Genomic DNA, 25,239 nt, shown 5'->3' with positions numbered 1-25,239 from the left:
AAAGACCTAAGTGATACGGGACTTATCTAATTAAAGGAGCAAAGTGATGTGAAATTGATACAACAACTTTTCTCTTCAATTTGTTTATTTTTGTTGATATTAGGCGTGGTATTAGCGATTTGGGAATTTATAAATTTATTATTACATGTTAAAAGTAACTTACAATAACCATTAATTAGGCTTAAGTAGCTATATGGTTGTAAAAGGCTGCATACCACAAATAATAAATCTTAATCAGAACCCTAATTTTACAAGGGTTCTTTTTTTATTCCTAAAAGTCACATTATGGTAACTCCACTTGTAGAAGATATACAGTTAAAATAAAGATCTTATGATTGTATTGCTTCAGTCAAATTTAACTTTTTGATCAATTCTTCAGTTGTTAAAACTTTGGCAAACTCATTATCTAAAGTTGCTAATGACACAGTATGTATTTGTTCAGCTGGATAATATGCATTATCTTCTCCTTTTATTGCAAATGTAGCTGTGGCATCTGATACGAGCTACGTTTCAAATCCTAAATTATCACTCATTGGAGTAGTAGTTGATACATAATGTGGAGTTGTTAATCCTACTATTAAGACTTTTTCTATTTTGTTTTCTTTCAAATGATTCTCAATCCTTTTAATTATTTTCTGAATATTTTAATTTTTTATAAATATATGTCTTTGAAATGGTATAATATAGAGAACGTCAGTTCTGGAGGCTTAGTATGCAAATTAAAAAAGTTTATATTTATGTATTTAACACAATGTCAGATTGGGAGTATGGATATTTAATTGCTGAACTAAATTCAGGAAGATATTTTAGACAAGGTTTAGCCCCTTTAAAAGTAATGACGGTAGGAGTTAATAAAGAAATTATTAAAACAATGGGGGGGCTGAGTATACAGCCGGATATTTCTCTTGATGAGTGCACTCTTTTGGATAAAGATCTTTTAATTCTACCGGGAGGAAATACATGGAGTGAGGAGATTCATCAACCTATATTGAAAAAAGTTGGGGAAGTTTTAGAGCTTGGTACTATTGTAGCTGCAATTTGTGGTGCTACTGATGCCCTTGCAAATAGTGGATACTTAGATTCTAGAAAGCATACGCTTAATAACTTAGAATATACAAAAATGGTCTGTCCCAACTATAAAGGGGAGAAGTTGTATGAGGGTGGACCTGTAGTATCCGATAATAACATGATTACTGCTTCAGGAATAGCACCTCTAGAATTCGCGAGGGACGTATTAAAAAAATTAGATGTATTCGCATCAAATACATTAGATTCATGGTATAGCTTAAATAAAACTCAGAAGTCTGAATACTTTTTTCAGTTAATGAGCTCAATATAGATCCCTAATTATATACAAGGTCGATTACAATAATCTTCTTTTTTATTTTTGTAGATACCTATATTCTGTTTTATATTAACTAAATTGATTGTTTGTTTAAGAAAGTAATTGCCTAAAAAGCAATTACTTTTCTTTTTTTATAGAAAAATATGAAATAATTGTATACTTTTTCACTGTTCAGACGTTATAAGACAGGAAGGAGGAAAAACATTTGAAAAATCGGTTATCAAACGATCAACTAAAAATTGTAATGAATCAACTTTACTCATATTTAATTAAACAAGGTGCAAACCAAGAAACAGCTAAAGATATTGTTCAAGAAGCTGTTTGTAAACTACTTCTTCATCTTGAATCGATTGATACCGATAAATATAAATCATGGCTTTTTAAAGTAGCTATAAACTTATATTACGATCACTGTCGAAAGAACAAAAAATCTCAGTACGTGGTAGTAGAAGATTACCTTATTACCAATGAACGATTAATTGAAGAGATAATGATTGTACAAGAAAATCAGCTTCTAGTAAGAAGTATACTTCAAAAGTTGTCTCCCACCTTTAAGCAACTGCTTCTTTTAAAATACGAGCTAGAGTGGTCATATAAACAAATTGCGGAATATGTAGATATGAAACCTGAGGCTGTGAAAACATATTTAGCTCGTGCTAGAAAAACATTTAAAGAGATGTATAGGAGAGAATGTAATGAAGAAAACGAATGATGAGTTAGATTCTATTTTTGATGAAAAGTCTTTACATAGAACACTTAGAAAAGCAAAGTATAGAGCAATTTCACGAACAATTTTTATCTCCGCACTCGTAGTCAGCTTTATTATTGGTATATTTGTAAAAGGGAATAATTACTTTATTAATACACAAGGAGAAAAAATTGCTGATCGGTTAATCACAGAAAATTATGTGAGGATGTCTCCAAATACATTTACTAGTACAGATACAATTTCAATTGGAGTTTTAAAGGGGACTATTAAGAGTGAAGTATTTAAAGTTATTGAAAACAAAGTGATACCTTGGGATACAGAAGAAATAACGTATGATTTACTCGGAAACTTGAATGCATCATTCTCCATGAGTAGTACAATTGTCAATGAAACGACAGTTTATCATATTCCTAATGGGCAACGTGAGATGTTATTTTACGTACCCAAATACAAATATAAGTTGTATGCGAATGACTTTGACATGATTAAAAAATATCCAAATGATAAATACATGGAGATGGCCATATCTCTCAATAAAAATTACACATTGAAAGAAGTACAAAAGATGCTGCCTACATCTACTCACCAAACGTGGTATTGGGTAGATAACTATGGAAAGTCTACTGGTTACAGAAACAATCCAGAAAATGGGCGATGGCTATTAGGTATTTCTAAACCATCACCACAACTAGGAGCAAAACTAACGACTACTAAAATTAAAACAGAAGCAGACTTTTTAAATGAGCTCCAAAAAACAGATCCAGGAGAAGTGAAAAATTTAAAAAACAGACAGAAAAATGGATTGATTATAGGCGTAGTTGTTACAGGAACAAAAGAAGAACTGCTTTCTTTGAAAAACAAACCATATGTTAAAGCAGCTAGTTTGGGAGCAGTGGTAGATAAATATTGAATTTTAGGGACTTGAAATGAAGGAAACCCGTTGTATATTAACTGATAGATAAATAAAGAGAATCCTTTTTTTATTCCTTCTAGGTAAAAAAACCTCTAAGTGACTACCTGGTAATTACTTAGAGGTTTTTTGAATTATTTTACTAAAACCGTTGTATTCGCCGGAATCAAAAGCTGATTTTTGACCTTTTTAGCACCTTTTTCACTAGCAAAAATTAATTTACCTTTCGCTGCTACAGATACTTTTACAGGTTGATTTGAAATATTATGATACACACTAATGGAGTTGCCTTTATACGTACGGCTATAAGCAACAACTTCTTTACTGTCTACTGAAATAGATTGAAGCGTTCCTTTTACTAACTCTTCATGCTGCTGACGCACGCGAATCATTTCACGGTAATGATTTAACAAAGAGTCCTTTTGTTTGGTTTGTGCTTCTACAGACACGCCGTTGCCTCCTGTATTGTATACAGGTGTTTCCCAGCTAGTTTGTCCAAGTCCGTTTCCTTCGTACCAGCGGAACGGTTCACGGATTAACTCATCAGGCTTTTCACCAGTCATGCCGATTTCTTCACCGTAATAAATATACGGGTTGCCAGGAAGCGTAAGTAAGATAGAAGCAGCTGATTTTGCTTTATTGACATCGCCGCTCAGCTCACTCATGACGCGATTTTGGTCATGGTTGGTTAAGAAAATGCCGTCAATTTTATTTGGATTGTATGATTTGAACAGCTCATCCGTTGCCGCTGCTGCAGTAGCGATTCCTTGATCATTTCCTGCTTTTACAGAGCTGACAATTTTTCCTGCTAAATCAAAGTTAAATAGGGAATCAAGCGACTGATAATAAGGAGCTACTACTTCCGGCTGATCCCATACTTCACCCGTTAGATATACGTTAGGGTTTTCTTTTTTCATTGCATCTCTAAACTCATTCCACCACAGGAGATTTTTCTTAGCGCCTTCAGGTGTTTGACCTTTAAAGATATGAAGCGCAGCATCTAAGCGGAAGCCGTCAACGCCTTGCTTTAGCCAAAACTTTCCGACATTAATCATTTCTTTTCTTACTTCAGGGTTATCGTAATTTAAGTCAGGCATTCCTTCCCAGAACGTTCCATAAAAATACTCTCCGTTTGGAGCTTTATGCCATACTTGCTGCCCCCAAGATCCTTTTTCATTCAAGTCGGTATCTTTATCAGCCCAAATATAGTAATCTCTGTACTTGCTGTTTTTATCTTTTAACGCAGCTTGAAACCAAGGGTGTTCGCTGCTCGTATGATTCACAACGAGGTCCATAATAACTTTTACATCTCGTTTATCTGCTTCTTTCATCAGTTTGCGAAAATCTTGCAGATTTCCGTACTGAGGATCAATGTTATAATAGTCCGTTACATCATATTTATGATAGCTAGGAGAAGGGTTGACCGGCATCATCCAAATCCCGTTTACTTGAAGATCATTCTTTGTATGAGAATTGCCATCATTTAAATAGTCCAGCTTTTGTGTAAGACCTTTTAAATCACCATGTCCATCTTTATTTGCATCGTAAAAAGAGTTTACATACACCTCATAAAATACACCGTTTTTATCTGCAGCTGGAGATTTACCTTTATGTACGGTTTCGGCGTGAACGCCTGTTGATAAGCTAGCAGCCAGCGGCAGTGTTAGAGCTAAAGCTGTCCATTTTTTCCCTTTCATCGTTTCATCCCCTTTTTTTGCAATCGTTTGCATAAATTGACTACAATTGAAATATAGCACCTCTTTGAAAACGATTACAACGAAAATTTTATTTTGATTATTTTGAACTAGTAATTATTCTGACAACCTAGTTATTTACTGTGTCCAATGGCATTAAGAAGCTGCATTATATTAAGGCTATAGATAGAAAACATCAATAAAATAAGGGAGTATTATCCAAATGAAAATAATGACTATGTCAAATATTCTGACAATGTTGTTGTTCAATTCATCATCTCGTGCTAAAATCCAAATATAACTGAAAAACGGTACTACAGTTCCGAAAAACGGAACTTGAAGTATTGATGCAGATAATTCAGCTTGGATTTTATTTACTATCTGCAAATGATTACGCTTACAATGAAGTTTTTAAGGGGGAAGAACGCATTGAGTAGAGTGGATTTAAACTGTGATTTAGGGGAAAGCTTTGGTGCTTATCGCATTGGCAATGATGAAGCCATTTTAGAACACGTGACGTCTGTAAACGTAGCCTGTGGATTTCATGCAGGGGATCCAAGCGTCATGAGAAAAACGGTAAAATTGGCCGCTGAAAAAAAAGTGCAAATTGGTGCTCATCCTGGTCTACAGGACCTTATCGGTTTCGGACGCAGAAACATCAATATTTCACCTCAGGAAGCCTACGATATCGTAGTCTATCAAATTGGTGCATTAAACGGTTTTTTGCAAGCAGAAGGGTTATCAATGCAGCATGTAAAACCTCACGGTGCACTATATAACATGGCTGCTAAAAATAAAGCGTTGTCTGAAGCAATAGCAAAAGCTGTTTACAACGTAAATCCTGAGCTGATTTTGTTTGGATTATCTGGAAGTGAGCTGATTCAAGCAGGTAACAGAATTGGTTTGAAAACGGCCAACGAAGTATTTGCAGACCGTACCTATCAGTTAGACGGTTCTCTTACGCCTCGTACAGAACCAAATGCTTTAATTGAAAATGACGACGAAGCTGTTTCTCAAGTTATTACAATGGTGAAAGAAGGGAAAGTCAAATCTCAGCAAGGCAAGGATGTAGAATTGCAGGCAGACACGATTTGTATTCACGGAGACGGGGCTCACGCACTTGAATTTGCTCGTCATGTCAACCGTTCTTTACAAGCATCAGAAGTGGTAGTTAAGGCTATTTCACAATAAAAACTACATACAATCAGGAGGAAGATGATATTGGAGCCAATAAAAAAATCAACACCTCAGCAAAAGCTTTCGGCTGCACCTAAAGTAAACTGGACGTTAATGCTTGGAGCCGCTTTTTTAATGGCCACATCGGCTATTGGACCAGGCTTTTTAACTCAAACTACCGTATTTACACAAAATTTAGCCGCAAGCTTTGGATTCGTTATTTTAATTTCAATTATTCTTGATATCTTTGCTCAAACCAACGTATGGAGGATTATTGCCGTTTCTGAAAAACGCGGACAAGAAATCGCCAATATGGTATTTCCCGGATTAGGATACGTGCTCGCTATTTTAATTGTAATTGGAGGACTTGCATTTAATATTGGAAATATTGCCGGTGCCGGTCTTGGATTAAATGCGATTACAGGTATTTCTCCAACAGCCGGAGCTGCAATTAGTGCAGTTATTGCCGTGCTAATCTTCGTTGTAAAAGAAGCTGGAAAAGCAATGGATCGCTTCACGCAAATTGCAGGTTTTGTCATGATTGGGCTAATGCTATATGTAGCAGCTACTACTTCACCTCCCGTTGGAGAAGCTGTAGTGAAATCTTTTAAACCCGATCAAATCGACATCATTGCGATCGTTACGCTTGTTGGAGGTACTGTTGGTGGTTATATTACCTTTGCAGGCGGACATCGTCTTTTAGATGCCGGGGTAAAAGGCATCGATTCTTTACCTCAAGTAACTAAAAGTTCTGTAACAGGAATTCTTATCACTTCCGTTATGCGAATCGCTTTGTTTTTAGCTGTACTTGGCGTTGTATCTAAAGGGTTACAAATTGATCCGGCCAATCCTCCAGCATCCGTGTTTCAGCTCGCAGCAGGGAACGTTGGCTATAAAATCTTTGGGATTGTCATGTGGTCTGCCGCTATTACGTCTGTAGTGGGAGCTGCGTATACATCTGTTTCATTTATTCAAACGTTTAGTGAAAAACTTAATAAGAACTCAAACTGGATTATTATTGGGTTCATTATTATTTCAACTTTATCGTTTGTCTTAATTGGAAAACCTGTAAAAGTTCTTCTTTTAGTTGGAGCAATCAATGGATTAATTTTGCCAATCGCTCTAGGAACATTACTGATCGCTGCGTACAAAAAAAGCATTGTTGGTGAGTATAAACATCCTTTATGGCTTACCATTTCTGGTGTACTTGTCGTTATTGTAATGGCTTTAATGGGCGGCTATACGTTAATGGATCAACTTCCTCAATTATTTAAATAAAACAAAGTGCCCGAACGTAAGTTGCGTGCGGGCACTGATGGGAGATAGAAATATGATAACCCTTTCACAGCTAACTCCAGCTGAACTTCGTCAGCAAATCCGTAACAATCAGCTTATTCACCCAACGGCAGGCATGGCAAACGGCTATGCTCAAGCTAATTTAGCTATTTTACCAAAGCAACAAGCCTTTGACTTTCTATTGTTCTGTCAGCGTAACCCTAAATCTTGTCCGCTTTTAGATGTAACAGACGCTGGATCTCCGGTGCCAAAGTTTGCAGCTCCGTCTGGAGATATTCGTACAGACCTTCCCAAGTATCGAATCTATGAAAATGGGGAACTAGTAAAAGAAGTAACTGATATCACAGACTATTGGACAGAAGATATGGTAGCTTTTCTTATCGGATGTAGCTTTACATTTGAACACGCGCTTTTAAACAACGACATACCTGTTCGTCACATTGAAGAAAATTGTAATGTTCCTATGTATAAAACAAATATTTCATGCGCTGAAGCAGGAATATTTCACGGCTCAACGGTGGTTAGTATGCGTCCAATTCCTCAGCAAGATGTAGTACGGGCAGCCCAAGTAACTTCACGTTTTCCAGCTGTGCACGGAGGACCTATTCACATTGGAAACCCCGCTGCAATAGGGATCCAAGACCTTCACTCTCCGGATTTTGGTGATGCTGTTTCGATTAAGGAAGGAGAAGTGCCCGTATTTTGGGCTTGTGGTGTAACTCCTCAAGCAGTAGCAATGGAAACAAAACCTTCTATTATGATTACACATGCTCCTGGACATATGTTTATTACAGATATTCGAGATGAAAAACTAGGTGTTTTATAAAAGAAAGAGGTGTAGATATGAATCAAACCATAACAAAAGCGTCAGCTGTTATTTCTCCGCTTGGCGACTCAGCGCTTGTTATAACGTTTGGAGATAGTATTCAGTATGACATTCATAAACAAATTAAAACGTGTAAAGATTCGATAGAATTAAGTCCTTTCCCTGGGTTTATTGAATGCGTGCCGGCATTTACGAACCTTACGATCTTTTATAACCCTCTTGAAGTGGTAGCAGCCGTGAAAAAGAAGGAGAAAAAAGAATTTGTGTCTCCTTTTGAAGTAGTGTCTTCTATCCTTCAAAGTAAATTAGAGAACGAACAGACAGAAAAAGAGTTAGACCATCGTACGGTTTCCATTCCAGTTTGCTACGGAGGCGAGTATGGACCTGACCTTGAATATGTGGCTCGTCACCATAACTTAACACCTGAAGAGGTAATTAGTATTCATTCTGAAGGTGAATACTTAGCGTACATGATTGGATTTGCTCCTGGATTTCCGTTTCTTGGAGGATTATCTGAAAAAATTGCTACGCCTCGTCGGTCGTCTCCTCGCACGTCTATTCCTGCCGGTTCGGTTGGTATTGCAGGAATGCAAACAGGAGTGTACCCTATTTCCACTCCCGGAGGATGGCAGTTAATTGGTCAAACACCTATTAAGCTGTTTTTGCCGGAGCAAAATCCGCCAAGTTTGCTGCAGGCAGGAGATATTGTGAAATTCAAACCCATCTCTAAAGAAGAGTATCAAGAAATGCAGGCAAAGGAGGGTGAAAAATGAGTATAAGAGTTAGTAAAGCCGGATTATTAACGAGCATTCAAGATTTAGGAAGAAGAGGATTTCAGCAGCACGGTGTGATTGTAAGCGGAGCAATGGATTCTTATTCCCTCCGAATTGCTAATTTACTAGTTGGTAACGATGAAAAAGAAGCGGGACTTGAAGTTACGCTAATGGGGCCTACCCTTGAAATAGAAAGCGATTGTTTAGTAGCGATCACGGGGGGAGATTTAACTCCTTCGGTCAACGGAAAGCCAGTACCTATGTGGAAACCTTTATTTATTCCAAAAGGAAGCACTTTAGCATTTGGTCCTTGCAAAACCGGGTGTCGTTCCTATCTATCTGTAGCTGGAGGATTTTCTATTGATGAAGTGTTAAATAGTAACAGCACGTATTTGAGAGGCAAAATTGGTGGCTATAAAGGAAGAGCATTACAAACAGAGGACGTTTTACCTCTATCTGTTCCTGCTGGTTCAAAGCCTGCTTTTCTTTCAAATGAACTGATAAACGGAGTATATACTTCTCCATGGTCCGTAAATTATAAAGAATTTGTTCATTTTACAAAGAAACCAAGTGTCCGTGTTATGAATGGCAGTCAATTTGATTTATTTACAGCTGAAAGCAAAAGTCATTTTATGAAAGAGCCCTTTAAAGTATCAAATCAATCAGATCGAATGGGCTATCGAATGGATGGACCTTCTCTTCAGCTTCAAGAAAAAAAAGAGTTATTGTCTGAAGCCGTTTCACAAGGTTCTGTTCAAGTCCCGCCAGATGGAAATCCCATTATCCTGTTAGCAGACCGTCAAACAACGGGTGGATATCCTAAAATCGCTCAAGTCATCACAGCAGATTTACCGCTTTTAGCTCAAGTAAAACCTGGAGAATCCATTTACTTTTCTCATATTTCGCTTCATGAAGCAGAAAAAATCTATTTAGAAAAAGAACAGCTGCTTCAAGAATTGAAGATTGCTATTAACCTTGCGTCAACTAAATAACACAAAACGGGAGTGACAAGAAATGATAAACGTACGTGAATTGCAAGAAGTTGTTTCATTAATGAATGAATCTGGTATTCAAAAGCTCCATATTGAACACGAAGGAACAAAAGTTGTCATTGATAAAGCGGGAATTCCTTTAGAAGACACAGCTGTTACAGAAGTAAAAACAGAGGAAGTAAAAGCCGCTGTTGCTGAGCAAACGCCTCAAGATTCTATGTCTGTAAACGCAACAGAGAATAATGAAAAACAAATCTTATCACCAATGGTTGGAACCTTTTACGCCAAGCCAGAAACAGACGCTGATCCGTTTGTTCAAGTAGGACAAACTATTGAACGTAAAGATGTTGTATGTGTAATTGAAGCGATGAAGCTGTTTAACGAAGTAGATGCAGGAATGGAAGGAGAAGTGCTTGAAATTCTTGTGAAAGACGGAGATGTTGTTGAGTTTGGACAGCCTCTATTTACCGTAAAATCATATTAAAGTATACATATTGTCAGGAGGAGCCACTATGTTCAAAAAAGTGTTAATCGCAAACCGCGGTGAGATTGCAGTTCGTATCATTCGAGCTTGTAAAGAGATGGGAATTTCAACCGTGGCCGTGTATTCAGAAGCAGACAAAGATGCACTTCACGTAAAGCTAGCAGATGAGTCATTTTGTATTGGTAAAACGTCTTCTAAAGAAAGCTACTTAAATATTCGGAATTTGCTTACCGTAGCACAAGTAACCAAGGCAGACGCTGTTCATCCCGGCTACGGATTTTTAGCTGAAAATGCTGATTTTGCTGAGATGTGTGAATCCTATGATATTACCTTTATTGGTCCAAAAGCAGAAGCCATCCGTAAAATGGGAGCAAAAGCTGTAGCAAGAGAAACAATGAAACAAGCCGGTGTGCCTATTGTACCTGGCACGGAAGGACTGATTGAAGATAGCAGCACCGCTATTCCAGTAGCAAGAGAAATAGGCTATCCAATCATTGTAAAAGCTACAGCGGGCGGCGGCGGAAAAGGAATGCGGCTAGCTCATAGCGAAGAGGAGCTAGAAAAAGCGATTCGTCAAGCTCAGCACGAAGCAGAAACAGCTTTTGGAAACGGCGGAGTATACCTTGAAAAATATTTAGAAGAACCGAAACATATCGAAATTCAAATTATTGCTGATGAAGAAGGTAATGTAGTTCATTTAGGTGAACGAGATTGTTCGATTCAGCGGCGTCATCAAAAATTAGTAGAAGAAGCTCCGTCTCCTGCAGTAGATGAAAATCTTCGTGCGAAAATGGGCAAGGCGGCAGTCTCGGCAGCTAAAGCAGTCGATTATACAGGTGTGGGAACGGTGGAGTTTCTGTTAGATAAACACGGACATTTTTACTTTATGGAAATGAACACACGGATTCAAGTCGAACACCCTGTTACAGAACTTGTAACAAATATCGACTTAATTAAAGAACAAATTTCAGTAGCAGCAGGCTACCCGCTATCATTTGCTCAGCGGGATGTTCAGTTAAAGGGATGGGCAATTGAATGTCGAATCAACGCAGAAAATCCGGCTAAAAACTTTATGCCTTCTCCTGGAAAAGTCGAGATGTATTTACCTCCTGGCGGCTACGGCGTTCGTGTAGACAGCGCGGTTTACCCAGGCTATGAAATTTCTCCATTTTATGATTCAATGGTGGCCAAATTAATCGTAACAGGGAAAGACCGAAATGAAGCGATTCAACGAATGAAACGTGCGCTCGAAGAATTTATCATTATAGGTATTCACACAACCATTCCTTTTCATTTAGAATTACTGAATCATCCTTCTTTTAAGGAAGGGGATTTTACAACCAAATTTCTAGAAAGTAACCCTATTTCCATTAAAGAACTAGAAACGGTGTAAGAAAGGAAAGTGCTCTTATAAGGGAGTGCTTTCCTTTTTTTCTTCATGTATAATAAAAAGAACATATGATTAGCTAGTAAGCTATACGTCTATCAAATACATGTATTCGCACAAATAAGGGAGAAGGTTTTATGCAAGCTAACAATAAAACAGTCGTTAAATCCATGCAGATTCTCACGCTTTTTATCAACCACCCTAAGCTGACCTTCACAGAAATGATGGAATATTCAGGCGTTCCGAAAACTTCTTTGCATCGAATGGTTGGTTCGCTTGAAGAGATGGGATTTTTAACAAAAGACGCGCAAGGATACTATTCGCTAGGACTTTTATTCTTGCAATTTGGTCAGCTAGTGGCTAATCGCTTAGATATTAGAAATATCGCAAAGCCCGTAATGGAAACGCTCCGAGACGAAGTAGAAGAAGCGGTTAATCTAATTGTACGAGATGGGGATCAAGCCATGTATATTGAAAAAGTAGATACGCTTCATCCCGTGCGTCTCTATACATCAATTGGAAGGCGTTCACCTCTTTATGCAGGAGCTTGTTCACGCATTATTTTGGCGCATTTACCCGAAAAAGAACAAGAGGCATATATTACTCAAACGGAGCTAACTCCAATAGGTATTGGAACCATTACAGATCAAAAGAAACTAAGAAATGTATTAAAAGAAGCAAAAGAAAAAGGGTATACCATTAGCACCTCTGAATTAGAAAACTTTACAACATCCGTGAGCGCGCCGATTGTAAATCATCAAAATGAAGTGGTTGCAGGCATTAGCGTAGCGGGAATTGAAGCGAGATTTCAAGGAGACAGACTGCCGTTCATTATTCAAAAAGTAACAGAAGCGGCGAGCCTAATTTCTGAAAAACTCGGTTATCAAGGTTCATTAAAGTAGCATACATAGAAAAATGGAGGTAAACCATTGAAACGATTAGAAGGTAAAACAGTCGCACTCGTAGGTCAGCGTAAAGTAGAAGAAATCAGCAAAATTGTTGAAAACCTTGGCGGGACCCCGCTTGTACGACCTGCACAAGGAACCATCTTTTTAGATGACACACACTTAGAAGCAGATATTAAAGAACTGGTAAAAGGAAATTATGATTGGTTTATTTTTACGACAGGCGTCGGGACGGAAATTTTATATAAAACAGCAGATAAGCTAGGACTAGCTGATGAATTCCTTTCTTCTTTACAAGCAGCTAATATTGCTGCACGTGGGTATAAAACCGTAAATATGTTAAAAAAGCTCGGTGTTACTCCAACCGTTCGAGATGATGATGGAAGTACAGCGGGCCTAGTCAGAGCGCTTCATTCGTTTTCTTTTGAAGGAAAGCATGTAGCGCTTCAGCTTCACGGAGATCCTGCACCAAAATTGATTGATTTTCTTTCGAATCAAAAAGCCCAATTTAAAGAGATTTTACCGTATCAGCATATTCCTCCAAAAGCAGAAGTCATGGAACAGCTTATAAACGAATTAACAAGCGGGAAAGTCGATGCTGTTAATTTCACAAGCGCTCCCCAAGCCCGCTTTTTATTTTCGTTTGCAAAAGAACACGGACAAGCTGATCACATTCGAGAACTCTTTGAAAGCTCTGTAGTAGCTGTGGCCGTTGGGAAAGTAACCGCTGCTGCTTTAAAAGAAGAAGGAGTAGATCGTATTGTTATTCCTGACCAAGAAAGAATGGGAAGCGCAATTGTAGCTTTAGAACACTATTATCAGCAGCGTGATTAAAAAAACCTTCTCGCCTCATGGCGAGAAGGTTTTTTGTATGGCTTCATCCAAGCGTTGTCGAATATTGTTTGAAAATTGCCTATTGTCCTCTTTTTGAACTTCTTCAAACATCGAATAGAAATAAATTCATTGTTATTCCAGAAAATCATTTTCAAATATTGTAAAAATGGTAGATAAAGGGTAAAAATAGACGAATATGTTAAAGAGTTGTTACGTTTCTTTTAGAAATATCTTAAATCTAAACAGCTTAAACAATAATAATTATCTACTTTATAACGCTAAAAGCACTGCTGTTTGAAGCTTGATAGATTTTTCGCTTGTATGGGGAAATAAAGGTATATTTTTGCAGGCAAGAAGGGAATGTATACACAAGCGTTAAATGTTACATTACTGAAATACAATTGTAATATTGTTATTCTTTTTTTGAACGTTTATCGTGGTATAATTTTCGTAGATTTTCATTAGCATATTTAGCTATTTATCGACAAATACAGTGAACTTTACATAAATTGTCAGACTTTTATACATATTGATACATAATTAGAAATTACTAGTTTAACAGAGCGAGAAAGCGGAGGAATTCATATTGAAAAAGAAAATGCTTTTACTTAACACAACGGTTTTATTAGGCCTAGGAGGAGTTTTATCAACTCCAGCGTATGCCTCTACCATTCAGGATATGGAATCACAAAAATCTCAAATTCAAAATCAACGCCAAGATGTGCAATCTAACATCAAAGCAGCTTCTGATGAATTAACACGCCTTCAAGCAGAACAAGATCAAATGAAAGCACAGCTTGAGCGATTAACATTAGCAGAAGAAGAAAATAATAAAAAAGCCCAAAAAACAGAAGCGGATATTAAAGAAACGTCTAAACAAGTAGACCAGCTTGAAAAAGAAATTAAGCTGCTTCAAGAAAAACTTGAAAAGCGAAATGATATTTTAAAAGATCGTGCACGTTCCATGCAAGAAAGCGGCGGTAACGTAGAGTATTTACAAGTTTTACTCGGTTCTTCAAGTTTTGGTGATTTTGTAGACCGCGCGCTAGCTGTTTCGACTATTGTAGATGCAGACCGCGGTATTTTAAAAGAAACTAAAAATATGCAAGACGAACTAAAAACAAAACAAGCAGATGTTAAATCTAAGCTGGCAAGCTTAGAAGATATGAAGGCAGAACTGGATGAAATGACTGTCCAGCTAGCAGCTCAAAAGAAACAAAAAGATGCGTTGGCAAAAGAACTAAAAGATAAAGAAGCAAAAAATGAAGAACTAAAAGCTTCTCTACAATCAAAAGACAGCTCTCTTGCGAATGAACAGTCTACGCTTGAACAAAATATTAAAGATCAAAAAGCGGCGGAAGAAGCAGCAAGAAAAGCAGCTGAACAAGCAGCTAAAGAGGCAGCTAAGAAAGCAGCCGAACAAGCTCAAAAAGCAGCGGCGGAACCAGCTGAAAAAGCTGATTCGCCTTCTCCTAAAGCAGCACCAAAAGCAAGCAGCAATGATGTTGCACCTACAAGCGCTCCGGCTCCAAAAGCTAGCAATGTTGTAACGGTAGGAAACCGCTGGATTGGAAACTCTGCTTACGTATTTGGCGGAGGACGCAGCCAGTCTGATATTAACCACGGTTTATTTGACTGCTCGTCATTTGTACACTGGGCATATTCTCAAGTTGGTGTTAACCTTGGGCCTCTTGGATCTGTAAGTACAGAAACGTTAAAGCATGCTGGAACGCAAGTGTCTTCTAGTCAAATGCAGCCTGGAGATCTTGTTTTCTTCGATACATATAAAAAAGACGGACACGTTGGTATTTATGTAGGCGGAGGCAAGTTCATCGGTGCTCAAAGCTCAACAGGTGTTGCAATTGCAAACATGAGCAGCGGCTACTGGAAACAAAAATTCAACGGACGCGTAGTTCGTATTTAATAGGGTATAGTAAAGAGAAAACATCCAAATTGGATGTTTTCTTTTTACATTGTAAGGAGCGTATGCCTATGAACTCTATTTTTGATCATATACAGCCCAACTTAGATATTTTATTTGTCGGTTTTAATCCAAGCATCCGTTCCGGTGAAACGGGTCATCATTTTGCTAATCCAACCAATCGTTTCTGGACAATTCTTCACAAAGCAGGTTTAACAAATCGTAAATATCATCCAGAAGAAGATCACTCGCTGTTACAGCTAGGATACGGTTTAACAAATATTGTAGAGCGGCCTACAAAGGCAGCTGATGAGATTACAAAAGAAGAATATGCAGAAGGCAGAGAAATCTTAAAGAAAAAAATCGCTACATACACGCCTAAAATCGTTTGTTTTGTTGGAAAAGGCGTTTATCAGCAGTACAGCGGACGCAAGCAAGTAAAGTGGGGCAAACAAGAGGAATCGATGGTATCAGGAATAATGGATTTTGTTGCCCCGTCTTCAAGCGGACTCGTTCGGATGAAAGTAGATGAAGTAGTGGCTATTTACGCAGAGCTTCCGAAGCTGCTGCGTACATTAAAATAGAGAAAGCCCTAGGGCTTTCTCTATTTTGTAAATGTAATATCAATTTGAATAATTTCTGATCGGCTTCCGATTCGAAGCGGAGGACCCCAAAAGCCAAATCCTGAAGAGACAATGGTATGCAGTTGATTAGTTTGCTTGTAGCCCCAATCAATTTCAAATAACCGCTTTGTGATCAAATGATTAGGTGCCATTTGTCCTCTGTGAGTATGACCGCATAGAAGTAAATCTACGCCTGCTTGTTCCGCTTCTTTTAAAGAAAGGGGCTGATGATCCATCGCGATGACCGGAAGAGAACGATTCGTTTCACTGGCTAAATCGAAAAAGCTGTCTCGGTTTTTATCCGTCTTATCTTTTCTTCCGATTAAGTACAAGCTATCACCTATGTTTAAGACTTCATCCATTAAAATAGGAATGTTCATTTCTTTCATTCTTTCCACAAACTGAGGAATCTTCCCGCCGTAATACTCATGGTTTCCCAAAATTCCATATGTGCCTAAAGGCGCTTTGAGCTGCTTCATCATATAATCCATTTCTTTTTTAAAGAATACGTGGGGATCATCGTCAATAATATCTCCAGGAAGTAAAATAAGATCTGGCTGTATCTTTTGTACATGAGTAATTAACCTCTGCAAATGTTTTTTGCCGGACAATGTGCCAAAGTGCATATCGGATGCTACAGCAATGCGGAGGTTTTTTCGATTCGTCTTTTTAGCAACTGATATCGTATATTTCCTTACCACAGGGCTGTAAGCATTATACGTACCGTAGGCGAAAATGAATAAAAAAGCGGCAATTATAAAAAGTCCGATTGAATCGATAGCTGTAGAAAGCGAAGCACCTAGAAAAGCGAGAATATATACGGCTAGATTGCCTATAGGAAGCAAAAGAACCGAATATTGAATAAATCCTAACCAGTACGATCCCACAATTTTAAATATGCTCACTTGTTGAAACGCACGACTGATGATAAAGGAATAAGCAAAAAAGACAACGATCACCGTAAGAATCCATTTGTTTTCCACTTCAAACATTGTGTGAAGCCACATCCAAGCGTTCCATCCGATGTACAGAACGAATAAATTATATAAAATAACAACTAAAATAGATCTTACTAACACACTTACTTTCATACGCTAACCTCTTTTCTTTCATCCGTAATTCCACTATAGCTCATTTTTATTGCTTCAACAAAATTTTATCTCTTCTTCTCATCAATAAAATTTTTGCTTGTCACACAAACGAAAAAACACACCTATAAAACAAGGTGTGTTTTTTGTATTAATGATGGTGATGCGCGTGGTGAAGGCTGCTAATCACAAATTCAGGCTCTGGAACGTGGAAATATTGAATCCATACGCCTTCTAAAAATTTCTCGCGTTTATCTAAAACGATATCGATATCTTTATCTGTTTTTACGATTTCATCATGTTCAGTCGGCGTATCGAATTTCCAATCATAATGCACGTGATCACCGTGGTCGATAGTTACATATACACGAATCATTTTTCCTTGACCTTCTGGGCTAGCCAATGCATTTTTTAACACTTTTGCTGCGTTTCGATTAATTTTTACTTCCATTTCGAAAACTCCATTCTGTAACTTAGTATGTAAAGTATTTTCGCAAACTTAAACGAAAAAGAGAAATTTTTTGCCTGACGCTCCGTATAGAGTTGCTTCATTCCAACGTAATACGCTACACTACACCATATTGAATGAAAAAGGAGCGTATCATAAATGAAGATCGTTATTTTAGGTGACACTCATATTCCCAAAAGAGCGAAACATTTTCCAAAAAGACTCCTAGCTGAACTGAAAACAGCTGATGCGATTATTCATACCGGAGATTTTCAAACGATAGATGTCTACCATGAACTGCGCGTTTTTGCTCCTGTACACGGTGTGATTGGAAATGTAGACAGTGAAGAGCTTCAGCAAGTACTTCCAACTTCATTACTTCTTCCGTTTGATGATGTTATGATTGGCGTAGTCCACGGTCATGGAAAAGAAAAGACGACTGAAAAACGTGCACTTTTGGCATTTGAACATCAACAAGTCGATGCAGTAATTTTTGGTCATTCTCATATTCCTGTTCATAAACAAATTGGTGATATTACATTGTTTAATCCAGGTTCTGCTACTGACAAGCGGCGTCAAAAGCAATTTTCGTTTGGACTGCTGTACATACAAAAAGACACGCTGCACTTTGAACATGTTTTTTATGATTCTAAAGACTAAAACAAGAGGGGACTCTTGTTTTAGCACTTTTACGTTTACGTTGTGTGGTCTAAATGAGCGATATATTCGTGAAGCTTATTTTCTTCATAGTCGTTTAAGTCATGCATCGGAATAACCTGCTGAGTTTGAGGATCCGTTCCTCTTACTTCCGCAATTTTTACTCCTTCTTTATAGATATTAAAAATATCTTTTTCTTCTCCGCGCTGAACCTTTTCTGTTTCAAACATTGAAAAAGACTTGCTGTTTTTACTTTCTTCCATTAAAATCACCTACTTTTTTTATCGTACTCTTATCTTTTCACTCCCATTGTTAATTATGTATACACTCGATGACTAAAGGAATATGAAGTCTTGCCGATAGAAAGGAAGTGCACGATTACTTTTAACTACGGAGAGAGAGGCTACATAGCATGGAGAGAGTAAGAAAAAAAAGGTCCCTTAATAACTTCAAGATAAAGCTAGGGCTAGCATTTGCAGCGATCTTATTAGTGCCATCTGTTACGATAGGTGTATCAGCTTACATAACAGCGAAACATGAAATTGAAAACCAAATTATTAACACAGCACAGCAAAATGTACAGTCCATTAATTCAGTGATTGACGATACCATTGGACCCAAAATTCATGATGTAGAGTTTTTTGCATCAGTGGTAAACAACGAGCGCTACAATGAAAAAGATATGGCTACTTTAAGCAAAGATTTTAACTTATATGCTTCGCTTCATCCAGAAGCCGTCAGCATTTTTACAGGAAATCAGCAGGGGAAGTTTATTCAAGCGCCTAAAAAAGTGACACAAGCAGGCTATGATCCCAGAGAACGAGATTGGTACAAGCTAGCCATGCAGAACAAAGGGAAAACAGTTGTCACTGAACCTTATCCCTCAGCCTCTACAGGTCAAACCGTTATTACTGTAGCAAAAACAACGGCGGATGGCACAGGGGTTATTGCTTTAAATTTAGATATAAGCCGCATCAATAAAGCTGTCAGCAAAGTGAAAATCGGAGAAAAAGGATATCCATTTCTTTTAGATGGAGAAAGAAAATATATTGTTCACCCTACGGAAAAAGCAGGTACAAAAGCAACAGATTCTCTTTTTGACAAGCTTTATGCAAAGAGCTCCGGATTCTTTGAATATACCTTTAACGGTGATGAAAAAAAGATGGTCTTTACGACAAATAAAACAACAAGCTGGAAAGTTGCAGGCACTATGTATTCATCAGAAGTGAGTGAAGCAGCACAGCCTATCTTTTACAAAACACTATTTATTATTGTAGCTTGTCTGATAATAGGTAGTCTTACCATTTTTGTGGTGTTGCAATCAATTATTAAACCGCTCAAACAGCTTAAGAATCAGGCTCTAAGCGTTAGTGAAGGAGATCTGACAACAGCGATTACCGTCAATTCAAAGGATGAAATCGGCGAGTTAGGGTATGCTTTTAGTCAGATGCAAAACAACCTTCGTACATTAATTCAAAATGTTGAAATGAGTGCAGAACAAGTGGCTGCTTCTTCAGAAGAGCTAACGGCCAGTTCACAGCAAACGAGCGCTGCGACTGAACAAGTATCGGTTGCGATACAAGAAGTGGCTTCTAGTGCAGAAAAACAAACGTCTGTTATTGACCAAAATGCAGCTTCTTTAGATGAGATTGTACAAGGAGTTTATACCATTGCCAAGCGTACAGAAACTGTTTCTCAGCTATCAAATCACACAACGTCTGAAGCGGTAGAAGGTGGAAAAGCCGTGAGAGAAACGGTCGAACAAATGGAATCCATTTCTCAGTCCGTCGAGCTATCTAATACAACGATTCGTACTTTGTTTCAACGTTCAAAAGAAGTTGGAACCATTTTAGAAGTAATCAGCGGCATTGCTGCTCAAACAAATTTACTAGCCTTAAATGCTGCAATCGAAGCGGCACGAGCTGGAGAACATGGAAAAGGGTTTTCCGTTGTAGCAGCAGAAGTAAGAAAGCTGGCAGAACAATCACAAGTGTCCGCGTCTCAAATTTCTGAGCTTATTCAAGCTATTCAACAAGACACTCAGGAATCTGTACATACAATGGAGCAAGTTACAAACAAAGTTGAAGAAGGACGAACAATATCACAAACGGCTATTCAAAAATTCGAACAAATTCTAAGCAGCATGAATGAAACGACTCCGCAAGTAGAAGAAGTGGCTGCGACTGCTCAGCAAATTTCAGCAGCGGTAGAAGAAGTGGCTCGTACAGCAGGTGAAATGGCAATCCTTGCTAAAGGAAATGCAGCTACATCTGAAGAAGTGGCTGCATCAACTGAAGAGCAGCTGGCTTCAATGGAGGAAATTGCTGTTTCCGCACAATCTCTGTCTCAAATGGCAGAACAATTGACAGCACTCATTAGCAAATTTAATTTGTAAACTTTCGTCAAATCGTCATAGACCTCTTTTATATTGGAAAAAGTAGAACATACACACACGAAAGAGGTGAAAGTATCTGATGGAGCAAACAAAAATGACCTTTGAGCCAGCTTCAATTAACGATGATATGCATGCGAAGCTTAAACAACTAGAAGAGCAGTTTCAACAAACGTTGGGAAAAAGAGTAGCTTTAGTTGCATACGAAGCTGAAAAATAAAAAAACAAAAAAAGAAAAGACACTAGGTCTTTTCTTTTTTTGTTTCAATAAGGTTAACATACATTAAATTACAAGATTTTTTCATATACTTTCTCAAAATAAGTTATAATATAGTGTAAAAATACACTATATTAGTGTTATTTCACTTTTTGTATGGTATAATTTCACAGAAATAAAGAAAGGAGCTTACAGTTTGTGATGAAGAAAAACCTGTTGTTAGGATCTTTTTTATCTTTTTATCTAGTAGGTTCGTATACCTCATATCATATCTATAAACAGCAGCAAACCCGTCCTGTAACGGAGGATGTTGCGCAGCTTCTTCCTACAAAAGTCAAAGAAATAAAGCATGGAACCACTGAAAAACAGCTGAAAAATTGGGTGAAAACCGCTTCACAGCATCATGAAAAAATAGCGATTTCAGGCATGCAGCACAGCCAAGGAGGGCAGACATACTATCCTAATGCTATTTTACTTGATATGAAGCAGTACAATAAAATTATAGATTACAAGCCCCGTCAAAAAGAAATTACGGTTCAAAGCGGGACAACGTGGAATGATATTCAGCAATATATACATAAAGACGGTCTTGCTCTTAAAGTTATGCAATCACAAAATATTTTTACCGTTGGAGGTTCTATTAGCGTGAACGTACACGGCAGAGATATTCGATACGGTTCTTTAATGGATACGGTCAAATCTATGCGTCTCCTGCAGGCGGACGGATCTATTATCGAAATTAGCCGGACGAAACACCCCGAGCTGTTTTCTTTAGTAAACGGAGGCTACGGGTTATTTGGGGTCATTTTAGATGTGACGCTTCGTTTAACGGATGATGAATGGTACGAAGATGAAATTATTCGCTTAGATTATAGGCAGTATACAGCGTATTTTAAAAACTACGTACAGCATAATCCTGACGTTCGTATGCATATGGCGCGTATTTCTGTTTCTCCTAATCAATTGCTAACAGATATGTACGTCACAAACTACCGTTTATCTTCTCAAAATACTTCTACTGCAAACGAACCGCTCAAAACAGAAAAAATAGTGGCGCTTCCTAAATTTATGCTAGGACTGTCTCGATACAGCGACTGGGGAAAAGATATGCTGTGGGAAACACAAAAGGCTTATTTCTTAAAACAAAATGGACGGCTTGAAACAAGAAATAATGTTATGCGTTCTGAAAGTGATTTTATGGAATACGAAAGTGCTAGCCGGACGGAAATTTTACAAGAATACTTTGTTCCAGTTAATGAATTTGCTTCTTACATCGAGGATTTACGTCAAGTGTTATCAACTGAGGAATTAAATTTATTGAACATTACCGTTCGCTATGTAGAGAAGGATAATAAAGCCGTCATGTCTTATGCAAAAGACGATATGTTTGCTCTTGTTTTACTTATTAACCAGAAAAGAGACAATCAAGGCATCTCTGATACACAAAGAGTTGTCCGAAAAATGGTGGATGTGACGCTGCAGCATCAGGGAAGCTATTACTTGCCTTACTACGGCTACCCAAGCAAGAAGCAGTTAGAAGAGGCTTACCCTCATACAACCGCCTTTTTTAATTTGAAAAGAAAATATGACCGGAACGAAACGTTCGTTAATTTATTTTATAAGGAGTATGGAAAATGACGTACAAACAACTCTTACATTCACAAAGCCTGATGATTACCGCAAGCAGTATTGTGTTTCCTTTTTACCTTTTACTGCTTCGAAATCTTGGCGATAGCTATTCACAATTTGGCTTAGCTTACGGAATTTTTGCTTTAACCGCAGCTTTGAGTCATCCGTTGATCGGTTCATGGAGTGACAGAGTAGGAGAAAAGCGCTTGCTTCTTTTATATACGTTTGGGATGGCCGTTGTTATGATTGTGATTCCTGTTTTAACAACGATCACACAGGTGTATATCATTCAAATTATAATGGGTCTGCTTGGAGCTCTTCAAAAAACAGCAGAAAAAATAGCGTTATCTAGGCAGACAGATCGTGCTCACACAGGAAAACAAGTAGGACACTATCATTTATGGACCTCTATATGGGCAGCCTTGGCCGTTATTGCAACAGGGTATATCATTGATTTTCTGACAATCGGAAGCCTTTTTTACATCACTTCGTTTATGTACGTAGCGGCAGGGGTATTAATATGGCAAAAACCAAAAACAATCGAGCTTGAACACCACCATTCGCTGTAAAAGCATATATGGACAGGTCACCTGAATTTTTTAGTTCGTACAGTAAGATACTATAAAAAATTTATGTTCTCCCGATATAAGTACTGAAAGGAGAAACGTTTATGCAAGGTATAAGTATATCAGGGCAAGATGCATGGTCTTCTATTATAGTATCGTTCGCTATTTTCATCATTATATGGGGTCTGATTCCAGGCTTAACTATAAAGTATGTATGTAAAAGTCAAACACTAGGTATAGCAAGTTTTTTTATCGGTATTGTCTATGGAGTTAAAGCAGGTCATTTCCTTATTTAAATACGGTTTAGGTTAAATAAGGAAGCTTGGACCGCTATTAGCTAAGTCGGAGTCCCTTTTGTTTCCTGTTATTTTTTTAGAGCAATTCTCCATAATAACAGTTAAAGAGGTGAATCCGATGACAGATAACAATGTCGGGGTTGGAGTTAGCGGAAGCGAAGAGACTAGAAAAAAATCTACTGTTTCTAGTAAAACTCCTATATCTAATGATGTACAACAAAATCAAAAACAAGATAACTACGAAAAGCTTAGCCATCAACTAAATTCATTATCTGATGATGAATTTAGAGCAGATCGTGATGAAGATTAAGGGCTACCTATCAAAAAAGAATATTTAAATTAAATAAAGTATTATGAAAGTAAACTAAGTGGATTCCATGACTTTAACGTGATAGCATTAAGTACTGGTACAAACATACCACTTGACTATTTTGACATGCTATCTTGTCAAAGTTCTTGGTTATTTCTTTGATAACTGAGAATTCATTTGTAACCTTTAAGTAGAGATATAAAGGTAATCCTTCACTTTAATAAGTGAAGGATTTTTTTTCATTCCGTAAAAGTTTTGCAATTGTTTGGATTAATAAGAATAAAACAGATACATTGTATACAATGTAAACGTCGTCATGTATAATGTAACTTATTCTTAGTTGAAAACTTGAATGAGCAGGACAGACATACTCGAGATAAGCGGAGGCATACACCGGTGTCTAAAAAAATACATGATTTTAATGATATTATCCGAAAGCTGCGCAAAAAACTTTTTGGAAAAGGTCCAGAACGAATTCATACTGTATTCGTTCAAAACATGGCTATTTCAACTTTGTACGGCAACTTAACGCCAGCTGAACAATTTATCGCGAGAACAACCGAAGGTAAAGAGACGGTACATATGGCAAGAACGAAGCTTATTCAAAACCTTTATGCTTCATCTCCTCCAGAGGGGCTTGAAGACTTGTTAGGAGCTAAGCTGGAGTACTTATTTTCTGATATCAAAGTGGAAGAAGATATTGCTGTTTCTGTGTTTGTGTTTGAAACTAATATTCAGTAGAACAACGCAAAATACATAATTTAATTAAATGAAAGAGAAGTAGGATCTGCTTGTTTTTTATTTGATTTTATTATAAATAATGATGACTGATATACTGTAAAGAAAGTGCAGGATTATTAGGCAGCATTCAAAAACCTTGTGTAAAAGGTGTTTTTGAGTGCTGCCTTTTTTAATTAAGGAGGAGTTTTATGGCATTTCACAAGCCGGATAAAATGTTAAACATCGCTTTAGAATCGGGGGTTTCAAAGACGAAGTTATCCCTTTCTTCTATTCTTATGCTTGGGTTTCTAGGAGGCGCGTTTATTGCGCTTGGTTTTTTACTAGATGTGCGCGTCATTGGTAATTTACCAGCTGAATGGGGAAGTTTATCAAATCTTTTAGGAGGAGCCGTCTTTCCTGTAGGTCTTATGCTGGTAGTACTTGGGGGAGCAGAGCTCATTACGGGGAATATGATGTCTGTCTCCATTGCCCTGTATGCAAGAAAAATTTCGCTTCGTCACTTGTTTCATAACTGGTTTTGGGTCACGCTTGCTAACTTTTTAGGTGCCGTATTTATTGCGTATTTCTTTGGACATATTGTCGGGTTAACAGAAACGGGGCCTTTTTTAGATAAAACGGTAGCAATTGCTCAAGCTAAAATTGACGACTCATTTTTTAAAACGCTTATTTCTGCCGTGGGCTGCAACTGGCTTGTATGTTTAGCTATTTGGCTTTCATACGGCGCTGACGACGTTACGGGGAAAATTCTTGGTATTTGGTTTCCGATTATGGCATTTGTTGCGATTGGCTTTCAGCACGTTGTAGCCAATATGTTTATTATTCCCGCTGCTATTTTTGCAGGTCATTTTACATGGATTGATTTTATGACAAATATTATCCCTACCTTTATTGGAAATATGATAGGTGGAGCTGTATTTGTAGGCCTTATTTATTTTTCTTCTTATCAACAGAAACAAAAAGAACGATTAAAAAAAGCTTCTTAATCAGGATTTATCAGTTGTCATTAAAAAAGCAGTCTCT

General features: G+C 37.6%; 27 protein-coding genes and 1 pseudogene. 23 read left to right on the top strand and 5 right to left on the bottom strand.

The genetic code is table 11. The annotated features are described in order from the left end of the window. Nucleotides 1-329 precede the first annotated feature (329 nt). Nucleotides 330-620, bottom strand: a pseudogene (locus LJY09_RS12320) (isochorismatase family protein); the annotation flags it as partial. A 92-nt stretch (nucleotides 621-712) separates the two neighbouring features. On the opposite strand from LJY09_RS12320, the gene LJY09_RS12315 reads away from it, so the two are divergent. From LJY09_RS12315 to LJY09_RS12305, 3 genes are all read left to right on the top strand, one after another. Continuing rightward, nucleotides 713-1,339 carry a type 1 glutamine amidotransferase family protein gene (locus LJY09_RS12315; protein ID WP_028413244.1) on the top strand — a complete coding sequence of 209 codons (627 nt, stop codon included), beginning with the start codon at nucleotides 713-715 and terminating at the stop codon, nucleotides 1,337-1,339. A gap of 211 nt (nucleotides 1,340-1,550) precedes the next feature. Further along, a complete protein-coding gene (locus LJY09_RS12310) occupies nucleotides 1,551-2,057 on the top strand; it encodes an RNA polymerase sigma factor (RefSeq protein ID WP_051418566.1) in 507 nt (168 codons plus the stop codon). Continuing rightward, nucleotides 2,041-2,964: an anti sigma factor C-terminal domain-containing protein gene (locus LJY09_RS12305; RefSeq protein WP_028413246.1), complete on the top strand. Its 924-nt coding sequence runs from the start codon at nucleotides 2,041-2,043 to the stop codon at nucleotides 2,962-2,964. The genes LJY09_RS12310 and LJY09_RS12305 overlap by 17 nt, the downstream gene beginning before the upstream one ends. Before the next feature lie 134 nt (nucleotides 2,965-3,098). Here LJY09_RS12305 and LJY09_RS12300 read toward each other — a convergent pair whose 3' ends face one another. Continuing rightward, the gene (locus LJY09_RS12300) at nucleotides 3,099-4,694 is read right to left on the bottom strand and encodes an alpha-amylase family glycosyl hydrolase (protein WP_154972945.1); all 1,596 of its coding nucleotides are present in this window, start codon (nucleotides 4,692-4,694) and stop codon (nucleotides 3,099-3,101) included. Nucleotides 4,695-5,087: 393 nt separating this feature from the next. On the opposite strand from LJY09_RS12300, the gene pxpA reads away from it, so the two are divergent. The 11 genes from pxpA (at nucleotide 5,088) to mug (ending at nucleotide 15,836) form a co-directional block, all read left to right on the top strand. Further along, nucleotides 5,088-5,849: a 5-oxoprolinase subunit PxpA gene (gene pxpA / locus LJY09_RS12295; RefSeq protein ID WP_098999362.1), complete on the top strand. Its 762-nt coding sequence runs from the start codon at nucleotides 5,088-5,090 to the stop codon at nucleotides 5,847-5,849. 99 nt (nucleotides 5,850-5,948) lie between these two features. After that, nucleotides 5,949-7,112 (top strand): NRAMP family divalent metal transporter, encoded by a 1,164-nt coding sequence (locus LJY09_RS12290; RefSeq protein WP_224980581.1) that lies wholly within the window; start codon nucleotides 5,949-5,951, stop codon nucleotides 7,110-7,112. 52 nt (nucleotides 7,113-7,164) lie between these two features. Continuing rightward, nucleotides 7,165-7,956, top strand: a complete 792-nt coding sequence (locus tag LJY09_RS12285) for a putative hydro-lyase (protein WP_099331032.1) — start codon at nucleotides 7,165-7,167, stop codon at nucleotides 7,954-7,956. Nucleotides 7,957-7,973: 17 nt separating this feature from the next. Continuing rightward, complete coding sequence (pxpB, locus tag LJY09_RS12280; RefSeq protein ID WP_099331031.1) at nucleotides 7,974-8,729, top strand: 5-oxoprolinase subunit PxpB; 756 nt, start codon at nucleotides 7,974-7,976, stop codon at nucleotides 8,727-8,729. Next, nucleotides 8,726-9,721 (top strand): 5-oxoprolinase subunit C family protein, encoded by a 996-nt coding sequence (locus LJY09_RS12275; protein ID WP_155010145.1) that lies wholly within the window; start codon nucleotides 8,726-8,728, stop codon nucleotides 9,719-9,721. Before pxpB ends, LJY09_RS12275 begins: the two co-directional genes overlap by 4 nt. Nucleotides 9,722-9,743: 22 nt before the next feature. Next, nucleotides 9,744-10,205, top strand: a complete 462-nt coding sequence (gene accB, locus LJY09_RS12270) for an acetyl-CoA carboxylase biotin carboxyl carrier protein (protein ID WP_098999360.1) — start codon at nucleotides 9,744-9,746, stop codon at nucleotides 10,203-10,205. Nucleotides 10,206-10,233: 28 nt separating this feature from the next. Next, entirely contained in the window at nucleotides 10,234-11,598 is a 1,365-nt protein-coding gene (gene accC / locus LJY09_RS12265; protein WP_155017277.1) for an acetyl-CoA carboxylase biotin carboxylase subunit, read from the top strand. Between the two features lie 131 nt (nucleotides 11,599-11,729). Further along, nucleotides 11,730-12,494, top strand: coding sequence for an IclR family transcriptional regulator (locus LJY09_RS12260; RefSeq protein ID WP_033579070.1), 765 nt, complete (start codon nucleotides 11,730-11,732; stop codon nucleotides 12,492-12,494). A gap of 27 nt (nucleotides 12,495-12,521) precedes the next feature. Continuing rightward, nucleotides 12,522-13,331: a uroporphyrinogen-III synthase gene (locus LJY09_RS12255; RefSeq protein ID WP_099331026.1), complete on the top strand. Its 810-nt coding sequence runs from the start codon at nucleotides 12,522-12,524 to the stop codon at nucleotides 13,329-13,331. Nucleotides 13,332-13,917: 586 nt separating this feature from the next. Continuing rightward, nucleotides 13,918-15,255, top strand: a complete 1,338-nt coding sequence (locus tag LJY09_RS12250) for a coiled-coil domain-containing protein (RefSeq protein ID WP_033579068.1) — start codon at nucleotides 13,918-13,920, stop codon at nucleotides 15,253-15,255. A gap of 68 nt (nucleotides 15,256-15,323) precedes the next feature. Then, entirely contained in the window at nucleotides 15,324-15,836 is a 513-nt protein-coding gene (mug, locus tag LJY09_RS12245; RefSeq protein ID WP_028413256.1) for a G/U mismatch-specific DNA glycosylase, read from the top strand. A gap of 20 nt (nucleotides 15,837-15,856) precedes the next feature. Here the strand turns inward: mug and LJY09_RS12240 are convergent, their stop codons facing one another. Further along, nucleotides 15,857-16,966 (bottom strand): metallophosphoesterase, encoded by a 1,110-nt coding sequence (locus LJY09_RS12240; RefSeq protein WP_155010147.1) that lies wholly within the window; start codon nucleotides 16,964-16,966, stop codon nucleotides 15,857-15,859. Between the two features lie 148 nt (nucleotides 16,967-17,114). Continuing rightward, entirely contained in the window at nucleotides 17,115-17,414 is a 300-nt protein-coding gene (locus tag LJY09_RS12235) for an iron-sulfur cluster assembly accessory protein (protein WP_155010148.1), read from the bottom strand. Nucleotides 17,415-17,570: 156 nt separating this feature from the next. On the opposite strand from LJY09_RS12235, the gene LJY09_RS12230 reads away from it, so the two are divergent. Continuing rightward, nucleotides 17,571-18,071 (top strand): metallophosphoesterase family protein, encoded by a 501-nt coding sequence (locus LJY09_RS12230; RefSeq protein WP_155010149.1) that lies wholly within the window; start codon nucleotides 17,571-17,573, stop codon nucleotides 18,069-18,071. A 35-nt stretch (nucleotides 18,072-18,106) separates the two neighbouring features. Here the strand turns inward: LJY09_RS12230 and LJY09_RS12225 are convergent, their stop codons facing one another. Then, nucleotides 18,107-18,331, bottom strand: a complete 225-nt coding sequence (locus LJY09_RS12225) for a hypothetical protein (RefSeq protein ID WP_014459961.1) — start codon at nucleotides 18,329-18,331, stop codon at nucleotides 18,107-18,109. A gap of 149 nt (nucleotides 18,332-18,480) precedes the next feature. Between LJY09_RS12225 and LJY09_RS12220 the strand changes: the two genes are divergently transcribed. The 8 genes from LJY09_RS12220 to LJY09_RS12185 all read left to right on the top strand — a co-directional run bounded on the left by LJY09_RS12220 (nucleotide 18,481) and on the right by LJY09_RS12185 (nucleotide 25,202). Further along, complete coding sequence (locus tag LJY09_RS12220; protein ID WP_028413260.1) at nucleotides 18,481-20,463, top strand: methyl-accepting chemotaxis protein; 1,983 nt, start codon at nucleotides 18,481-18,483, stop codon at nucleotides 20,461-20,463. A gap of 79 nt (nucleotides 20,464-20,542) precedes the next feature. After that, a complete protein-coding gene (locus LJY09_RS12215; RefSeq protein WP_014459963.1) occupies nucleotides 20,543-20,680 on the top strand; it encodes a hypothetical protein in 138 nt (45 codons plus the stop codon). Between the two features lie 198 nt (nucleotides 20,681-20,878). Beyond that, nucleotides 20,879-22,315 (top strand): FAD-binding protein, encoded by a 1,437-nt coding sequence (locus LJY09_RS12210; protein ID WP_028413261.1) that lies wholly within the window; start codon nucleotides 20,879-20,881, stop codon nucleotides 22,313-22,315. Beyond that, nucleotides 22,312-22,875, top strand: coding sequence for an MFS transporter (locus LJY09_RS12205; protein WP_028413262.1), 564 nt, complete (start codon nucleotides 22,312-22,314; stop codon nucleotides 22,873-22,875). The genes LJY09_RS12210 and LJY09_RS12205 overlap by 4 nt, the downstream gene beginning before the upstream one ends. Nucleotides 22,876-22,976: 101 nt before the next feature. Continuing rightward, nucleotides 22,977-23,168, top strand: coding sequence for a hypothetical protein (locus tag LJY09_RS12200; protein WP_028413263.1), 192 nt, complete (start codon nucleotides 22,977-22,979; stop codon nucleotides 23,166-23,168). 118 nt (nucleotides 23,169-23,286) lie between these two features. Further along, on the top strand, nucleotides 23,287-23,478 hold the full coding sequence (locus LJY09_RS12195; protein WP_028413264.1) for a hypothetical protein: 192 nt from the start codon (nucleotides 23,287-23,289) through the stop codon (nucleotides 23,476-23,478). A 396-nt stretch (nucleotides 23,479-23,874) separates the two neighbouring features. Next, nucleotides 23,875-24,219 (top strand): Na-translocating system protein MpsC family protein, encoded by a 345-nt coding sequence (locus tag LJY09_RS12190; protein WP_013057171.1) that lies wholly within the window; start codon nucleotides 23,875-23,877, stop codon nucleotides 24,217-24,219. 188 nt (nucleotides 24,220-24,407) lie between these two features. Then, nucleotides 24,408-25,202: a formate/nitrite transporter family protein gene (locus LJY09_RS12185; RefSeq protein ID WP_028413265.1), complete on the top strand. Its 795-nt coding sequence runs from the start codon at nucleotides 24,408-24,410 to the stop codon at nucleotides 25,200-25,202. Nucleotides 25,203-25,239 lie beyond the last annotated feature (37 nt).

The organism is Priestia sp. J2, from assembly GCF_020790095.1.
GTDB lineage: Bacteria > Bacillota > Bacilli > Bacillales > Bacillaceae_H > Priestia > Priestia zanthoxyli.
Note: the sequence above shows the minus strand (reverse complement) of the source record. Positions and strands in the feature narration are given on the sequence as shown.

Bases quoted from the DNA above. Each gene is read 5' to 3' on its own strand.
- accB (WP_098999360.1), top strand. From the start codon at position 9,744: ATGATAAACGTACGTGAATTGCAAGAAGTTGTTTCATTAATGAATGAA.
- LJY09_RS12275 (WP_155010145.1), top strand. From the start codon at position 8,726: ATGAGTATAAGAGTTAGTAAAGCCGGATTATTAACGAGCATTCAAGAT.
- LJY09_RS12290 (WP_224980581.1), top strand. From the start codon at position 5,949: ATGCTTGGAGCCGCTTTTTTAATGGCCACATCGGCTATTGGACCAGGC.
- LJY09_RS12240 (WP_155010147.1), bottom strand. From the start codon at position 16,966: ATGAAAGTAAGTGTGTTAGTAAGATCTATTTTAGTTGTTATTTTATAT.
- LJY09_RS12305 (WP_028413246.1), top strand. From the start codon at position 2,041: ATGAAGAAAACGAATGATGAGTTAGATTCTATTTTTGATGAAAAGTCT.
- LJY09_RS12230 (WP_155010149.1), top strand. From the start codon at position 17,571: ATGAAGATCGTTATTTTAGGTGACACTCATATTCCCAAAAGAGCGAAA.
- LJY09_RS12315 (WP_028413244.1), top strand. From the start codon at position 713: ATGCAAATTAAAAAAGTTTATATTTATGTATTTAACACAATGTCAGAT.
- LJY09_RS12205 (WP_028413262.1), top strand. From the start codon at position 22,312: ATGACGTACAAACAACTCTTACATTCACAAAGCCTGATGATTACCGCA.
- LJY09_RS12260 (WP_033579070.1), top strand. From the start codon at position 11,730: ATGCAAGCTAACAATAAAACAGTCGTTAAATCCATGCAGATTCTCACG.
- LJY09_RS12185 (WP_028413265.1), top strand. From the start codon at position 24,408: ATGGCATTTCACAAGCCGGATAAAATGTTAAACATCGCTTTAGAATCG.
- LJY09_RS12215 (WP_014459963.1), top strand. From the start codon at position 20,543: ATGGAGCAAACAAAAATGACCTTTGAGCCAGCTTCAATTAACGATGAT.
- pxpB (WP_099331031.1), top strand. From the start codon at position 7,974: ATGAATCAAACCATAACAAAAGCGTCAGCTGTTATTTCTCCGCTTGGC.
- LJY09_RS12210 (WP_028413261.1), top strand. From the start codon at position 20,879: ATGAAGAAAAACCTGTTGTTAGGATCTTTTTTATCTTTTTATCTAGTA.
- LJY09_RS12195 (WP_028413264.1), top strand. From the start codon at position 23,287: ATGACAGATAACAATGTCGGGGTTGGAGTTAGCGGAAGCGAAGAGACT.
- mug (WP_028413256.1), top strand. From the start codon at position 15,324: ATGAACTCTATTTTTGATCATATACAGCCCAACTTAGATATTTTATTT.
- LJY09_RS12200 (WP_028413263.1), top strand. From the start codon at position 22,977: ATGCAAGGTATAAGTATATCAGGGCAAGATGCATGGTCTTCTATTATA.
- LJY09_RS12220 (WP_028413260.1), top strand. From the start codon at position 18,481: ATGGAGAGAGTAAGAAAAAAAAGGTCCCTTAATAACTTCAAGATAAAG.
- LJY09_RS12235 (WP_155010148.1), bottom strand. From the start codon at position 17,414: ATGGAAGTAAAAATTAATCGAAACGCAGCAAAAGTGTTAAAAAATGCA.
- LJY09_RS12300 (WP_154972945.1), bottom strand. From the start codon at position 4,694: ATGCAAACGATTGCAAAAAAAGGGGATGAAACGATGAAAGGGAAAAAA.
- LJY09_RS12285 (WP_099331032.1), top strand. From the start codon at position 7,165: ATGATAACCCTTTCACAGCTAACTCCAGCTGAACTTCGTCAGCAAATC.
- accC (WP_155017277.1), top strand. From the start codon at position 10,234: ATGTTCAAAAAAGTGTTAATCGCAAACCGCGGTGAGATTGCAGTTCGT.
- LJY09_RS12225 (WP_014459961.1), bottom strand. From the start codon at position 18,331: ATGGAAGAAAGTAAAAACAGCAAGTCTTTTTCAATGTTTGAAACAGAA.